This is a genomic window from Janthinobacterium sp. Bl 1 (assembly GCF_058215535.1).
Map to the genome: position 1 here is coordinate 599,648 of NZ_CM177086.1, position 14,794 is coordinate 614,441.

Genomic DNA, 14,794 nt, shown 5'->3' on the forward strand with positions numbered 1-14,794 from the left:
GTCGTCCCAGTGCCGTCTGGCAGCCGGGTTATCACCACCATTCGTGATCGAATTTTGGAACAGCATTTATCCTCAAAAATTCTGACTATGGATGTAATTGTTCACTCAAGCTACGGATATTCATTGGTTTTTAGCCCTAGATTGCACAGCACGCAGGCCATTCAATTTTTGCTCGACGTCAGCCACTGCCAAAAAATGGTCGTTCCGAGCTTTCTCAAGCTGGTCTTGACGCCATGCACGAAAGCTCGTGCTTAATAAAATGATGTCCTCTTCAAGCTTGTCTAAGAATGATGCTGTTTGTCGATAGTAAGTGGGTTTGCGTTCCAGTAGCTGAGCCTCGATAAGTGCCAACGGTGAATCTGGGCGTGATACGACAGCAGAAGTATCTGCATACTGATTTAGCACTTGATCTGGCATGTTGAGCAGCTTACATTCTAAAAAAGTACTAGCAAGGGACTGCGGATCCAGAAATTCAAATCGCGAATGTTCTCTTAATCTACAGGGCCAGTCAGTACTTTCTATGGGCCTATTGAAGCTCTCGTTGTTTTCCAAACTAAACTGCAAATTCTTTAAGCGACCTGTAGTGTAAGTGTTAGTCTTGCTATGAAAATCAAACCAATGGAAATCGAACATATGAGCGTGATCACCATGTTCAAAAGTCTGGACCGCAAGGCCAGGAAAGAATTCGAGATAGGCTAATATAGAGCCGTTTTCCCAACCTAGTACAAGTCTTACACCTTCCACTATCTGTACCGTACCACTTACCTCTTTCTCGACGTCATCAATCTTTAGACGGGCAGAAAAACTGCGTCGAACAATGATCCCGAGGTAAACAAAAGGCCAACTTGAAGTCGACTGGCCGCTGTAACTGTCTTGGTGCCAGCCACTTTTATGAACGAGATACAGATCCTCCTTGTATCTACCTCTTACTTCGTCGACTTCGCGGAAATATGTCATCAGATCATGGCGGCTAATGAGCTCCACGAGCTTGAGACGCAACAACTGCCAAACAACTTCAGCCGGCAAAAATTGCGCCTCGTCGATTTTCTCTTGCCGACCAAAAACATTGGAACCCTCGGCGAGCTTTAAGATTGCCTCATGCCTCGGCTTTCCCGTCAAAGTTGCTGCGGCCAATGCTAACTTTAAGTATTTTTTGGGGTCTGCAGACAACTTGGGTGACTCAGCGCGCTTATGTCCTATCCTGAGGCAATACCTGCTCAGCGCATTTGCGGCAGCCGCATCGGAGCCACAAGCTATGCCAGCCTTCAGAACTACCGCCCCTTTCAGTACTCCTGACGCTTTCGCCTCTTGGAGTAAACCATCGAGGTTTCGCGCCAGGATGACACGTTCCGATTTGGCTAACCTGCTTTTATTGTCCAACATCTTCTGTTCTACAGCACGTGCAGCGAGAATGCTGGAGTTTGTTGGTGGTTTGGCCTTGTCCGACATAACCTGTCCATTCAGATATTAAAAGCTGCGAAAACCCGGCTGCTGCGCCCGTGTGTAGCGGGCTCGCGTAGCGTTGGCTCGAGATACAACACCGTTTTTAGGTGTGCGTACTGTCAGCCAGATCACCCCTTTGGAGTCGATAGGGGCAATGTGAACGATAATCCACACGCAACCAAAGTCGGTTCCTTTAAGGTGTATCGACATACCAACGTACAATTTGCTCAAGGGTACCGAGATCCCGCAATCTAAGCGTCGACGTTGAAACATAAGCCCTCCTTCTTAAAATTAAAACACTATTCTGAAGAAGGAGATGGCTGCTGTCTCTATTCATTTGAGAATTATAGCTAGATTCTGTATAGATATTAAAAAGTATTTTGTATAGATTTTGGTAAGCGTAAAGCCAGCTCCGTCATGAACCCGGTGCAGGACTGCATCGGCATCGATGTCGCCCAACTGTAAGGAGGCGATTGCTCGGCCACGATAACTCGCAATGAACTTGAACAGCATCGTTAACGCGTCACGATAGGTACGGACGGTATGCATGCTGGCACGTAGCTGGTTCGGCAAATACTTAGCAGCTGAAAGCCGATATCCCCTCCCTTCCTCTTGGCCACAAATCGTCCCTACTTCGCCCAGCTATCCTGCTCGCGCAGGTCGATTCCATAAGGCGGCTCGGGCCAGTCTTCGCCACAGCCATCCTCGTACTCCATTGATGCCGTCCAAAAGCATTTAGCTTGTTCTGAAAAGGCCTCTCTCCAGCGGCTTTCGTCATCGAGGATCGCTTGCGCTTTTGCTGACAGGGGCTCGCTCTTCCTGCGTTGCTCGACGGCCGCGACTGCTGCAAGATACTCCCAGTAACGGCATTGATGGAGCGGCATGCTGATGGAATCGTCGTAGGGATGCGGCTGCCACCCGAACCAGCCGGTCAGCGCCGTAGCTCCTGCAAAAAGTGTGAGTGCCTCAGCGGCCACCTCCCCGCATAGGCCGAATTGCCGCCGCACGAATTGATGGTGAAATAGGTAGGCATATTGCTGCAGGACAGAGTGACGAAGGTGTCCGTTGCTTTGAGCTTGGGTTTCCTTTAGCCATTTCGCGTAAGACTGCACCAGAGCAGCTGGCTGACTGTGGCGGCAGTAATGCGCCTGCCATAGTTTCGCTACAGTAGGATCCCGCATCAGGTTATCGGCCTGCGAGGCAAGCGGGCTTGTCGCAACTGCGGCCTGCAGCATGGCCCAGTGCGCGTCGCAACCTTCCATGCGTAGCGCGAAGCGCAGGTGGTAAAGCTGGAAGTCAGTGGAGATTCTGCTACCCTCAATGATGTCAAAAAACTGCTGAGGCTTATCATCGTAGACAGCCAGCAGTTTAGTGATGGCTCGCGTTTCCTCTGCGGTGAATGATGAGCTTCCAGTCAATCCGCTGCTCGACGCATATGGCTGCTTTCGGTGCTCGAGTTCCCATTCTAGCTCCAGGCCGTTCAGATGCGCCCACTGCTCCCGTGAGCCTGCTCGTTGGACACTGTGCACGGCAATCGCGAACATTCTTCCGACGAATACGTTGCGAACCTGCTTCCATAAATCGCCGTATTCACGTCGCCCTGCATTTTGGGGCCAATGCAAAATGGCTTGCGGCAGTATCGCATCCAGAGACTGTTGGTGCTCCCAGGCATCGTTAGCTGACTCGTCGGCTTGTTCATTTGCCCATCGTTCATGCCCCGAGAGTGGTTCCGCAAATTCCTGCGCCTCCATCCTCTTCCGATGGAATGTTCGCATTGCCGATTGACGGCGTCGGAGCGCGATCGCAACGCGGATAAACCAGCCTCGTGCGCAAGCTGCGTCTTGCTCGATAGCTGAGCAGGCATTTCTATCCGCATTCGCCAAGTCGTCCAGCGCGAGATAAGCATCCGCCCTTGATATAAACTCAGCTGCGCTTGGCAAGCCTGTCCGCGCCTTCGCTTCACTTGCCTCCTGCACTTGCAGTGCATGCAGCGCAAAGGGAGCAATAGTCGGTATCTCAGTATTCCTGGCGGCCAACAACCTCTCATCCAGCCTGTCTACCTTTAAATTCAAATGAGGGTCAGCAAGAACGGAGCGCGCTGACGAGATACGATCCAGCCAGTAGCGGTAGATATCGAGGCGTTGCTGCATGCTTTGCTCGACATCATTCAGCCGTTCGTTCAAGATATTCGCATCTATTGCACCAGTGACGACGTCTATCACCGTGGTTGTCTCACCGCTGAAGAGCGCATCGAGGTCCAGCAGGTTACGCACGAGGTTGTCAGTATCTGGGCCACGTAGCTGTCCCAGCTTTTTACGGCGACCATGTGTATTCCCCGCAGTTGCGCCTTCAAATAGCTGTTCCTGGTACAAATACTTGTTCAGCGCACTCCGTAAATACATAGGGCAAGGCACTTTGCCTGTCAGTCGCTCGATCGTTGCCAAAACTCCGTCATTAGCCTTTTTTCTTGCCATTGCACACTCCATTTTGGAAGCGGGCCCGCAAATTGATGCTGCGCGCCCCAAGATATTGCCTTCTATTTTATTTGCGTTTCACGACTGGTTGCTGAATGGCTCTGCCTTTGTCATGCACCGGGCTTGTGGAATTTCCTTGATTCGAACGATTGTCATTCACCTGCTTGTGCGCGATGTTATTCGGGTTATGCTGGTTAGCGTTATGATCAGCTTGTTTGTGGTTCATTAAATGCTCCTTTTAACTTGGATGGAGCTTGCAGTGTAATTTTGTGACCGTAACAGAAAAGCATTTTCTCGCGTTTCTGCCTCCAGCGGTCCAAATCCGTTCGCCGATGCCTATTTCGGGGTGCCTTCAGAATTTCCTTTCTGAGCCGATTTAGCCTGCGGATTCAATCGATCATCCGATTGTCCGCCTAGGTTTGAAGCCATCTCGCAATGGGTGAGGGTGCACTTGGTGTCTCTTTCTGAGCCAGTTCCCTTAGTGCTGGCACAGGCTTTGCAGTTTCGCGAACTTGGGTTGTACTCCCAGCATCGACCAGGCCCGCCGCTTCGGAACTGCGTGCAGCAACCACCGTCGCTTCTTCCCGCCCACTTCGGGATCTCAGCCATGTCGAGATGGCATGGATCTGCTGTTCGACGTCACCTGCTGGGTGACCGATCTCGGCAATGTATCGCTCCAAGGCCAGGCGTACGAGCTTGCCTCGTTCGCGTACCGGCGTCATCGCCAGCAGCGTGTGGACGTCCGGAGCCTCCTGAAAAGTCAGGCTGATGCGAACGGTGATCTCGGTACCGATTTTCGGCGGCTTATCCATTGGTGTCGACATGGCAGATCCCAGGATCAGGACTGCAGCAGTGACAACAGGCCGAGGCGGCAGAAGCCTTCCGCGACCATCATCCGCGGTTCGTCGCTGGTGACAGCATTGGGATATCGTTGTTTGAGTCCATCAAGAAGCATTTCAGCACCTCCACCACCAATGATGATGCCGTCCAATACGGCTGCTTTTTGGCCAAATACGCGGTTGGCTTCATCCATGACGACGGCTTCGAAGCCTGCTTTCGCCTGATTGAGCAAGGGAGAGACGTCGACCCGCTGCCCGAAGTGTTTGATGCTTCCGTTGCGCACTGCCGCATCTACCACGTCCAGTGACGTTGGCAGCTTGGCCTGTGCCAGCGCGCTGGACATGCCGTCGTAGACCAAATGCATGCCTGCGCACGATATGGCCGCGTACTCCATCATGGAACCGCGATCGCACAGCGCGAAGTCGGTGGTGTAGTGGCCGATTTCGATGACGCCCCAGGCCTCGCTGTCGAGATCTCGCTGTGGGTGGAGGCAACCGTTATTCTGGATCGAGAGCCACTGCAGCGGTGCATCCGCCTGGCTCTGCACCATCACCCTGAGTGTCTGGCCGGGCAGGAGGCGTGGGGTCAGCAAAGCTACGATGCGGTCGCGCAGCGTGTCGCGCTGCGACCCGACGAACTTGGCCGGTAAGCCCATCACCAGATGCACCCTTGCCGAAGGATTGCCGAACGCCTGCATGGCCTTGCGCCATGCTCCCAGCACCAGTGCATCGTGCTGGGGACTCTCGATCCAATCCGCGTTTTGTCCTGTGTACACTTCGGAACGGCCTTGCCGCAACGCAGTATCGCCGAAGAAGTATCTGCGCCCATCCACCTCGACAGTTTCGAGCTCAGCTTTTTGTCGCGTCTGCTCGTTCGTCAGCGTGATCGCGGGGATTACGACAGTGGGAATCTGAAACGAATGACGCGCGTCTGGCGATGCCAGCGAGGCTGCGCGTATTTTGAACATTGAGTGGCCGCCATCGATTGCGATTGAGATGTTTTCCATTTAGAACTCCAAGTGTCAGTGAAAGATTTAATGTAAAGCGCAAGCCGGCGTGCGCAAGTCAGGTTTCCCTCGTGACCTGAAGATGCAACCGGAACCGGGAAGTAGTCCGTGTCGAATATCGAGGTTCGAAAATGCGCCGTTATTAGCTATCACCAGGTGCGGAAATCCAGACAAGTGGCCCAGCAAAAAAGGTGTCTTGACATGCTAGCTACGTTTGTATAAATTACGCAGCGTCGACATTCGGCATTTTTGTTCCCCGCAATTTCAAGTTGTTCTGTCCAGAGAGAGAACAGCTTTTCGCAACGCCAAGCGTTTGGCATCGCTCGCTTTCATCCGATCGCGAGCACTCATCACAATCAAAAAATCCAGTTCTTACTTGGCCAAGTCTTGTCTGCATGGCTCTACAGGCAGGTACAGAGTGATCCCCAAAACGTGTCGTCATCGGCTTTCCAGCGCAATGGCAGGGAAAACCCGATCACAGATCGTCGTTCCTGCTTGAGTGGTTAGCGCAAACGGCCACGCTACAGCCATATCTCCATCCCTTCTTCGCTCCGAAGAGCACCACCCTCCAACACTTCAACTGCAAACATCGTGATCGGGTTAGTCACCCCTCAGGCCGCATGTGCATTAGGCACGGCGCCTGAGAACGTCACGCCAGCTCTCACTGGTTTTCCCGTAACTGGAGGCGCGCACCCTCAACGCCCGGACCTGGTCCGGCAGTGCGCAGCGAGAAACTGCTCAATGTTCCGTTCTTTTCCCAGGAAGAGAAACCGAGTACCGCAAGGGCTCGGCGCATCGGTGGTTGGCAGTAAGGCCCGCTGATGCGAAACCGGTTTATTTAAGACGGGAGCCTTACCCCCGCCGCTCGACCCGCTGCGCTTCCGCGTCTGGTGATAAGAGGTATCGATGTTTTTTGTGGAGGACATATGTGGCAGCAAAAAGTGAATGACATCATGAAATTGGCAGGCACACGCCGGGTCAATGGCAAGGTGGCGTCCGAACGAACCCAGACACTGACGAAAGACGTTTTATATGCATCAATTCGGCGGCTGCATGAACTCGGCTACAAGATTCAGGATCCGAAGAATCTCGGTGAACGGCATATCGAATTGCTCGTCAAGCACTGGTGGTATTGCCAGCACAAGAAAGCCAAGACCATCCAGAACGATCTGTCCCGATTACGGGTTTTCTGCGCAATGCTCGGCAAGCCAGGCATGGTTGGCGCCGTTCAGAAATATCTGCCGGATGTAGATCCTGAATTGTTGAAAGTGCGTTCGGCCGCCCGAACCACGAAGTCCTGGTCGGGACATGGCATTGATCTGGTCGAGACGTTCCGCAAGGTTGACGAGCGCGACCCGTGCCTCGGTCTGATGTTACGTCTCGAACTGGGCTTTGGACTGCGGCGCGAAGAGGTCTTGAAATGCAATCCACACGTTCAGGATTACGGCCATTACCTGCAGGTTTTTCCGGGGATGGGTAAAGGCGGTCGTTGGCGAAATATTCCCATCGTTTCAAACGCGCAGCGCGATTTGCTCGACTACGTCAAAGCACGCGTGTCGAAAAATAAAGCGCTTGGGTGGGAGTATTCCCGGTCGGGCCAGATAGCCAGTCTGGAGCAGAACATTCGCCGCTACGAGAACTTGATGACGTCGTTCGGCTTCACCAAAGCCGATGCCGGCATAACAGGACATGGATTGCGCGCGCAATTTGCCGAGAACCATGCGTTGCTGCTCGGGATGATCCCAGCCACGATGGGTGGAGGCGTAGGGCAGCTGGATGGCGCCGATAGCGGCGTCGTGAAGGCGAAGGTGGCGCAAGTATTGGGACACAACCGGCAGTCCGTGACAAGTGCGTACATCGGTTCCTTCGACTCGTCCTCAGCACTTTTTCCTGACAGCGATCAAGGGATCGTGACGATTCAGAAAGCACTTCGGATTCTCGATGCTGTTGCACTGCCCGAAGTTCCCGCCGCGCGGTTAGAGGACTGTCGGTTTATTCAGGAAATGATGGCTCGCACTGGCCTAGTCTTGACTGCAGACCAGGCACATATGTTGTTTGCGAAGCATGCCCGGCGTCACGGGGTGGAATGGATGTCTCCAGGGCTGGAGACTCCTCTGGCGCTGCGCATCAGCGCTGAAGCGATGTTGAACGATTTTTTGTTGTGTTAATAGGAGAAGTGGAATGTATAGCAATCGAGATATTGCACTGAACGAAGTGGCCATTAACTCGTTGATCAATGCGTGCCCGGCAGAACTTGGGATGCCAGCAAAGCTCATACGGGAGCTTGTCCATGGCAAGTATTCATTTCTTACTGCTGAAGATATTTGTAGTCTATCCAAAGACGGACGGGGGCTCAGCATGCTTGACCAGTACCTGGATAAACAGGGGTATGTTTTTTCCTGGGGGACGTTGAGTGAACAGTTCGAACCGATTGACCCTGATGATGACGAGAGCATCCCAGTTTTGCGTTACGAATTCATGCCAATAGACCTGCTACTGGCGTTCCCGCAGAGCGCGCAACTGGAAGACCTGTTCATGTGGCTGTACCGCAACCATCCGTTTTATTATCCTGAGTTTGATTGTGATGAAGGAGATTTCTACTTTTCAGTAATTTCGTTTCAAAGTGAAGAGGGATGCGGAGAAGTACTGAGGTCCTGGCTGGCCAATGTGTTCCTTCCAACAATCTGGCCTGACCTTTTGGCCGAAGCAATAAGAATTGTCCAAGAAAAGGTTACGGCAGCTGTCGCACAGTCCCCGGATGGCTCGTTTCATGAACTCCTTGTCGAACACGATCGGTACCAGTTGTGCATTGATCCGGCTGAGCTGCAGTTCGAGGCGTATGCGATTTTAGAGGAGGAATAACGGAATAGCTGGCCAGAAGATGCTGCTGATTTTCCTCATGTTTAACCGAGGTTAGAATACTGGCCATTTTCGCGGTAGTGCCCGGTGCGCGGCCGTGCCGTCTGCGAGGCACTGGTCAGGCTGGCGGCATCCGTTGAAGGGCGGCTGCGGCATCAAGCAGGCCGCCCAGAATTTTGTCGGCCACCTTTTCCGAAAACCCCACAGGCAGTTCGCCGCGGACCTTGTCTACAATTGCGGGTGTGCGGGCAATGAAATCGAGCATGAGCTGTTCGGCGTCCGCGCCACAGCCGACCGCTTTTGCAGTGCTATTGAAGTGTCGCCGCTGTATGCCATGCGCAAGGTAGTGCCGGTTGCTTCCGAGTAGCGCCATCGCCATCTTGAGCTTGCGTTCGGCCCACTGGTTGGGTCCAGGGCCGATCACAGGATAGCCGGACATCACATCATAGATGGGCGTCAGCTTGAACCGGCCGGCGCCCGCCAGTAGCTGGATACTGAAGTTCTTGGCGTGGCCATCGGGTGCGCGCAGCATCCAGAACAGAAGTTGTGAGGCCATCAGCGTGTGCATGTCGGCAGCGCTCTGCTGCGATTGCTGCAGCAGCGTAAACATCTGTTTTAACCCCGGTCCACCGTCATTTTCGTATTTCAGCAGCGGTGATGTTCCCGTCGCCTGGCAAAAATCCTCCTGAACCAGCCGGAACAGCTGCTTGCCATTGGCTGACCGCACGCGGTCAAAACGCTCGACGACGAGCACCCGTTGCTCGCCGAACGTCGCAATCTCGGCATTTGCCGTGGGCAGCCCGTACTCCTTGAACAGCCGCAGGCATAGCCACTCATTATCGACCGACGTGGTGAAATCGGCTTTTTTCCCGCCTACCATCCCGATCGGAAGCTTGAAGATGTGCGTTGTGGGGGTAGCGCCACGCGGCTTCATCCATTTCCCATCCCACCACAAGAAGGCGTCTTTCTCTTGCGCGCCAGCCAGCGAAATGCGGAAATCATCGTCGGCGTCATCGGTGGCGCCGTGTCGCTCCGAGCTGACCACTTCGAGCAAGTGCCGCTCGATGTCTTCCTCGTCAAGGGCGATGCCATCGACCTGGGCCAGTCCTTCCGGTTTGCCGCCTTCGGGCAGCAGCTGCAAGGCGCCGACGCAGTCCCGGCCGATAGCCGCGAGAAGGTCGAACGGTTCGAGAGAGCCTGTCTTGAACCGGGTCGCAACGCGTTTGCGAATGATGTCACTGTCCGGCAGCAAGCCCTCAAAGTAGTTTGCAACACTGGCACCCTTGAGCGGTTCATTGCGTAGATTGAACGGCAGCGACAGCGAGATTGGGCGCCCCAACCTTGAGCTTTGCCAGGACGCATCGTACTGGAGTTCGGAGTCTCCGTTGGCCTTGACCGTCCAGCGTCCTACATAGTCGCCATTTGCCCAAAGATGGAGCGTCTGGCTGTGTGAGCGGCGGCCCATGACTACCACTCCGCCGAATTGCTTGCGGCGGACGTATCGCGCTCGCCCAACTGCAGCTCCAGCTCGAGTGCGGAGCACCAGCTGAGTAACTGCTTGACGCTGATTTCGTCAGGATGGCTCTCCAGGTAGGAGATGCGGTTCTGGCTCAAGCCGACACGCGTGCCTACAGTCGCCTGGGTGATTTTATGCCGTTTGCGGGCCGATGCGAGCAACTGGCCGAGCTGCGACGCCGTGAGAAGACGGTGGGTGGTGGGCGAGAAGGACATGTATGGTATCCGTTATTCAGATATATCGATATTATCTGAAATGCAGATAAAGTCAAGGTATCTGAATAACGGATGTATCAGAAATAGCTGAGAAACAGATAGAGCAGGGAAGAGATAACGAACAGTTGGCCGAAGATGCTGCAGATTCTCCTCGTGTTTCACCGAGGTAGGTGAGGTACCAAGGCCGAGTATCAGGTGACGGTCGGCCTTGGATGTTCAATCAGTCGTAAAAAATGTATTCAGTCTCATCCGGTTGGAGTTTCAGCAGAAGCCTGGTGTACCTTGCCTGAAGAATCGCGGCGCTGATCGATACCACAAAGAATAGTGCAGTAATCGCGAGAATGTCCGGCCAAGAGTCGTTGAAGAATATCGCGATCAGCATGAGGAACGCGAGGAAGCCGAAAACCCGACACACAATTGTGAGGAGCATTTTCACTAACGGATGGAAATAAAGTAACAAGTAGAAAGCGCTACTTCTCATTGATCACCTTCCTTCTCGTCCTTTGTTTTGGCTCGTCTGAAACGAGAAATCATGGCTGTGGCCAGGCGGCGAATCAGGCGTGTCATTATGGTGAACGGTTCGAAAAAAAGGCGCATGTCGTCGATCGCTACTTTTTTAATATGCTCAATAAGTTTGTTCATTTTTTTGTCTTCATGATGTTCAGGGTGAAACCACTATGTCCGGCCTTCGCCAACCTCGTTCATGGCATGGCATCCTTATGGCAGGAGAGCTGCGAGTACGTGGATCCTTCAGAAAAACGCGTCTTACAGGCTGAGGAAATCGCGAATCGAATTCCTGCCACAACTCCCTCGGACTGGATTGCCTTTGCCACCTCTTGGACGTCGGCTCGATATTCCAGGTTGAGCAAGGTGAGTGTTTGGTGGCGTGAGTGGAAGCAAAACATAATCTTCTCGAGTGAAGCTTTGGACCAGAAATGCTGGTGAACCCAACGATTGATGTTCCACCACAGGACCCGGCCGTCGCTTTTGCCATTGAGGTAGGCCTTCACGGATCGGCGATCTTCTTTCGCCCAGTCGGTAGTAAAAATGGTCTGGTTCGTGACTTTATCGGTACTCATCAAGTAACTCCCTTAATAAGGTTGGTTGAGCGGCATATGTGACCGCGACAAGAGTCATCGTAAGTCCCGTTCGTCCTTGTGCAAGTCGAGTTAAGTTCTGAGGAAGAGTGGCGGCTTCGACGGATTTTTGCCCCAAGTGGCTCTTTTGGATGACCCACATATCCATAGCCGGAAACTCGCGTGCAGCAACGTTTTGAGACGCTTTGAGTTGAGGTAGTAGGACAGGCAATCTAGATCAACTTGACGTGGGCCTCAACAGCATGTGCTTGTTGCAGCGGCCTTGTATCGCGAGAGTGATTGAACATCGTCAGGTTGGAACGTACATTGTTTTTTACAGCTCTCCTAAATTATAAAATTGCTGTTATTATAAAAAATAAATTTAATTATTTGACGGGGAAATATGAGGCTTATCCACGGCACAGACATCAAATCGACAATCCGCGATATCTCGCCAACCAGCATTGCTGTTGCCTACGTAGGAATAGATTGGGCATCCTATGTTTCACCTGACAGAATTAAAGAAATAATATTGTCTCCTACATTAGGGTCAAATCCATATGCAATTGTGAATATGGTTAAATATATTGGATGGGAAAACATATATTTTCTCGATAATCTGCACGCGAAAATATACCTGAGTGCATCACAGGCTGCAGTGGGAAGTTTTAATCTGACGGCCAATGGTTTGAGCGCGCAGGGATTGGAAGAGGCAGGCTTCTTTATTGAGGAAAAAGAAGAAATTGATGGGCTGCGTGTGTTAATTGAAAAATATAAGGACAAAGCCAAGTTTGCATATCCCACGACGGAATCCAAGCTCGAACGTTTAGCCGAACTACGTGCACTATGGGATCGAGCAGTTAAAACAGGTGGCATTAGAAACGATTCGACGGAAGATGAATTAAAAGATTATCAACCTGTTGCGTCAGATGAATTTTACGTATGCTGCGTGTGGGGGGAAATCGAGTATAGTGAGCAAGTAATTTTTCCCACTACGATTAAAGATTCAGTTTCATTTCTGGAGGGGGATGAAATCCAACCGGATCGTTGGATACTCTGCTGGTACGCTCGAAATGACGGATACCCTGATCATAATCGCAAGCCATATTGGCTACACGTAGATGAGGTTATATCGAATGGAGCAGTGCATGTTCAGTACACAAAAATTGCGGTTGAACGCAATGATCGTAGCCCACTATTTGCTCCTTTTGAACTTACACCAACCGTGATAAGTGCATTATGGACCGTGCTTAATTCTGATAGATTTCTAAATTTTCTCGGAAATGTGGAACCTTGGTCTATCAGTGCGACCTTACCTTTATTGCCAGTTTTTCTTCAAGCTCTAAAAGAGGAATTGGTAGCAACATCGAATAGTAGTATTATGCCTATCGAGCCGCTGAGGCAAGCTTTCAGTAATCGTATTCGAGAAGCGATGGATATTTCTTTGCGAAAAAAATATGTCACACACTCAATCGATGGAATGTTATCTAGAAAACATGCTGTTGAGGTAGCAAAGCAACTCGTTCAACCGGGTGCTGAGCTAAAAAGCGGACTAAAAAAACTCGCGAAAGCAAATGCACTTCAATTGTCTTTCGAAAGCATTATGCTAGAAAAGCAGTTTCAACCTTTGTTTTCGAAACATGATCTTGAGTACGCGAGATTTAATTTACTTGAAATTAGTCCAACCTATCTACCTCCCGAAAGAAATTGAATTCAACTTGCAAGTTGAAAAGTGTTCATGCTGAATCAAATAAATCATGGTTTTGTGCAGAATGGTGGAAAAGAGTAGCGATTATTCAGCGCTTATAGCTGCGGACTCAGTCGCCGCATTCTGAAAATTTTTCTGCTCTTTAACCTAAATTTACGTTGTTGTGTTCGCATACTGCCTTCAATAGGAAACGAAACTGTTTGTCCATTCTGGCGCCTTTCCATCCGTTTATAAACCTGCACACAATTTGGAGGTTTCCTCTTTCGTAGTGCCCGTCACTATCTATCCGGTCGAGCGAGCACAGAAAATCGCTGTTGTCATGCTCGCCGAGAAATTGAAGCGGGAGACCACTTATTGCGCACTCATCGTTCTGCAGTTCTAGAAGCTCAAAGATGTAAGTTTCGAGTTCGTATGATGAGTCGAACAGGAAGTTTTTGATTTTTCCTGTACTGATAATTTCTCTTCCATCCGAATATGTTGTCGTATGGATCGCAGTCAGGGCCATGCTCGTGACTGATTTTTGCCGAGAGTTTGCCAACGTTACATGTGCATGAGCAGCGCCTCTAGCCGTCGCTTTCCATGATGCGCTTTTATGCCATTGTTCCAAATCATCTCCGGCGATTAATGCTCGAGTATACGAGGCATTATCTGGGTTTGGCTGCTGCAAAGTCCCTTCGGTAAAAAGGAAGCGCTTTGCTTTAGCGTGGAGCTGGTTCCAGAGCAGTCGATTGCCATGCAAGTTCTTGTTTGACCACGGCATGACGTCTTTGATTAATTCGTAAAAAACCTCTCCCTCAACGGCTCCTCTGTGGTTGGCTGGGGCCTCTCTCACTCGTAGTGCTGAGGGAAGGGATACAGTCCACCACAAATAGTTACCTTCCTTGTGTATCCAGATGTCGCCATCGGTTTGTTCAAAATTTTTACCTATTGTGAACCAACGTGATGCAAGAGAACGAGGTACAGACGAACCGCTAGCCGTTTTACCTACCTTCATGATGCGCTCAATGTAACCCTCGCGATCATCTGAAGTAAAAAATTTTAGCATCTCCATTAGTTCAAATGTCGCGATGATATTGTCTGCGAGGCACTCCTGCCAAAGATAGTTTTGCGTTCCAAAATTTGCGATATATATCTTCCCTTTTTTAAGCGCACCGACTTTTGCGTGCGATAGAGGGGCATCTGGGAGCAAATGGATTATTGGCACCATTGGAGCTTCCAATTGTTGCTCTAAAGAGGAAATTTCAGATGGTGGAAGTGCGGGCGCTATTCTGCTTCCCATTGTTCGTCGAAACGCTCTCACGCGTTGAAGAAACTGGTTCAGTTCTTGCGCGTTAAACCCAATGGTTATCCAGTCGTTACCTGGCTGATGATCCACAGTCGGACGCTCGCTGTTCTTCTTCTCCGCCGTCAGCCACTGACGTACTTCTTCCACCGGACGAAGGTCTGTGAGCCTCTCAGCGCAAATGGCGATCTCAACGGTATTTGTAGGATCAACGTTCGACCAGTAAGTTGTGGCGACATGCTCTTTGTTGCGATGTAACTCAATACCATGTACCAAGGTCCGGCCATTTTTCGTACCGAAACCGATGTGGATTTCGCCCAACTGTTCTTTCTGAGACAATTTCATCATAGTTCTTTTTATGTACGATCACGACGG

At 51.3% G+C, this 14,794-nt stretch carries 14 protein-coding genes; 4 read left to right on the top strand and 10 right to left on the bottom strand.

The features are described 5' to 3' along the window. Positions 1-120 precede the first annotated feature (120 nt). From AC4BCN_RS02695 to AC4BCN_RS02705, 3 genes are all read right to left on the bottom strand, one after another. Positions 121-1,449 (bottom strand): hypothetical protein, encoded by a 1,329-nt coding sequence (locus AC4BCN_RS02695; RefSeq protein WP_338680446.1) that lies wholly within the window; start codon positions 1,447-1,449, stop codon positions 121-123. A 327-nt stretch (positions 1,450-1,776) separates the two neighbouring features. Continuing rightward, positions 1,777-2,016: a hypothetical protein gene (locus AC4BCN_RS02700; RefSeq protein ID WP_425324019.1), complete on the bottom strand. Its 240-nt coding sequence runs from the start codon at positions 2,014-2,016 to the stop codon at positions 1,777-1,779. Between the two features lie 56 nt (positions 2,017-2,072). Then, positions 2,073-3,716, bottom strand: a complete 1,644-nt coding sequence (locus AC4BCN_RS02705; RefSeq protein ID WP_338680447.1) for a hypothetical protein — start codon at positions 3,714-3,716, stop codon at positions 2,073-2,075. A gap of 103 nt (positions 3,717-3,819) precedes the next feature. Here AC4BCN_RS02705 and AC4BCN_RS02710 point away from each other — a divergent pair, with 103 nt between their 5' ends. Further along, positions 3,820-4,146 (top strand): hypothetical protein, encoded by a 327-nt coding sequence (locus tag AC4BCN_RS02710; protein ID WP_338680448.1) that lies wholly within the window; start codon positions 3,820-3,822, stop codon positions 4,144-4,146. A gap of 184 nt (positions 4,147-4,330) precedes the next feature. On the opposite strand, the gene AC4BCN_RS02715 is transcribed toward AC4BCN_RS02710, so the two are convergent. Continuing rightward, positions 4,331-4,741 carry a hypothetical protein gene (locus AC4BCN_RS02715; protein ID WP_338680449.1) on the bottom strand — a complete coding sequence of 137 codons (411 nt, stop codon included), beginning with the start codon at positions 4,739-4,741 and terminating at the stop codon, positions 4,331-4,333. Positions 4,742-4,755: 14 nt separating this feature from the next. Next, a complete protein-coding gene (locus tag AC4BCN_RS02720; protein ID WP_338680450.1) occupies positions 4,756-5,763 on the bottom strand; it encodes a ParM/StbA family protein in 1,008 nt (335 codons plus the stop codon). Between the two features lie 926 nt (positions 5,764-6,689). Here AC4BCN_RS02720 and AC4BCN_RS02725 point away from each other — a divergent pair. After that, a complete protein-coding gene (locus AC4BCN_RS02725; protein ID WP_338680451.1) occupies positions 6,690-7,931 on the top strand; it encodes a phage integrase N-terminal domain-containing protein in 1,242 nt (413 codons plus the stop codon). A 13-nt stretch (positions 7,932-7,944) separates the two neighbouring features. Beyond that, on the top strand, positions 7,945-8,625 hold the full coding sequence (locus AC4BCN_RS02730) for a hypothetical protein (RefSeq protein WP_338680452.1): 681 nt from the start codon (positions 7,945-7,947) through the stop codon (positions 8,623-8,625). A gap of 115 nt (positions 8,626-8,740) precedes the next feature. On the opposite strand, the gene AC4BCN_RS02735 is transcribed toward AC4BCN_RS02730, so the two are convergent. From AC4BCN_RS02735 to AC4BCN_RS02750, 4 genes are all read right to left on the bottom strand, one after another. Further along, entirely contained in the window at positions 8,741-10,087 is a 1,347-nt protein-coding gene (locus tag AC4BCN_RS02735; protein WP_338680453.1) for a type II toxin-antitoxin system HipA family toxin, read from the bottom strand. 2 nt (positions 10,088-10,089) lie between these two features. Next, positions 10,090-10,353: a helix-turn-helix domain-containing protein gene (locus AC4BCN_RS02740; RefSeq protein WP_338680454.1), complete on the bottom strand. Its 264-nt coding sequence runs from the start codon at positions 10,351-10,353 to the stop codon at positions 10,090-10,092. Positions 10,354-10,830: 477 nt separating this feature from the next. Further along, complete coding sequence (locus tag AC4BCN_RS02745; RefSeq protein ID WP_338680455.1) at positions 10,831-10,995, bottom strand: hypothetical protein; 165 nt, start codon at positions 10,993-10,995, stop codon at positions 10,831-10,833. A gap of 59 nt (positions 10,996-11,054) precedes the next feature. After that, positions 11,055-11,432 carry a hypothetical protein gene (locus AC4BCN_RS02750; protein ID WP_338680456.1) on the bottom strand — a complete coding sequence of 126 codons (378 nt, stop codon included), beginning with the start codon at positions 11,430-11,432 and terminating at the stop codon, positions 11,055-11,057. Positions 11,433-11,832: 400 nt separating this feature from the next. On the opposite strand from AC4BCN_RS02750, the gene AC4BCN_RS02755 reads away from it, so the two are divergent. Next, positions 11,833-13,140 carry a phospholipase D family protein gene (locus AC4BCN_RS02755; RefSeq protein ID WP_338680457.1) on the top strand — a complete coding sequence of 436 codons (1,308 nt, stop codon included), beginning with the start codon at positions 11,833-11,835 and terminating at the stop codon, positions 13,138-13,140. Positions 13,141-13,279: 139 nt separating this feature from the next. Here AC4BCN_RS02755 and AC4BCN_RS02760 read toward each other — a convergent pair whose 3' ends face one another. Then, complete coding sequence (locus tag AC4BCN_RS02760; protein WP_338680458.1) at positions 13,280-14,767, bottom strand: hypothetical protein; 1,488 nt, start codon at positions 14,765-14,767, stop codon at positions 13,280-13,282. Between the last annotated feature and the right edge of the window lie 27 nt (positions 14,768-14,794).

What these genes read in the sequence shown, in the direction of transcription:
- AC4BCN_RS02695 (WP_338680446.1), bottom strand. Translation starts at nt 1,449, where the DNA reads ATGTCGGACAAGGCCAAACCACCAACAAACTCCAGCATTCTCGCTGCA.
- AC4BCN_RS02715 (WP_338680449.1), bottom strand. Translation starts at nt 4,741, where the DNA reads ATGTCGACACCAATGGATAAGCCGCCGAAAATCGGTACCGAGATCACC.
- AC4BCN_RS02720 (WP_338680450.1), bottom strand. Translation starts at nt 5,763, where the DNA reads ATGGAAAACATCTCAATCGCAATCGATGGCGGCCACTCAATGTTCAAA.
- AC4BCN_RS02725 (WP_338680451.1), top strand. Translation starts at nt 6,690, where the DNA reads ATGTGGCAGCAAAAAGTGAATGACATCATGAAATTGGCAGGCACACGC.
- AC4BCN_RS02730 (WP_338680452.1), top strand. Translation starts at nt 7,945, where the DNA reads ATGTATAGCAATCGAGATATTGCACTGAACGAAGTGGCCATTAACTCG.
- AC4BCN_RS02735 (WP_338680453.1), bottom strand. Translation starts at nt 10,087, where the DNA reads ATGGGCCGCCGCTCACACAGCCAGACGCTCCATCTTTGGGCAAATGGC.
- AC4BCN_RS02740 (WP_338680454.1), bottom strand. Translation starts at nt 10,353, where the DNA reads ATGTCCTTCTCGCCCACCACCCACCGTCTTCTCACGGCGTCGCAGCTC.
- AC4BCN_RS02745 (WP_338680455.1), bottom strand. Translation starts at nt 10,995, where the DNA reads ATGAACAAACTTATTGAGCATATTAAAAAAGTAGCGATCGACGACATG.
- AC4BCN_RS02750 (WP_338680456.1), bottom strand. Translation starts at nt 11,432, where the DNA reads ATGAGTACCGATAAAGTCACGAACCAGACCATTTTTACTACCGACTGG.
- AC4BCN_RS02755 (WP_338680457.1), top strand. Translation starts at nt 11,833, where the DNA reads ATGAGGCTTATCCACGGCACAGACATCAAATCGACAATCCGCGATATC.
- AC4BCN_RS02760 (WP_338680458.1), bottom strand. Translation starts at nt 14,767, where the DNA reads ATGATGAAATTGTCTCAGAAAGAACAGTTGGGCGAAATCCACATCGGT.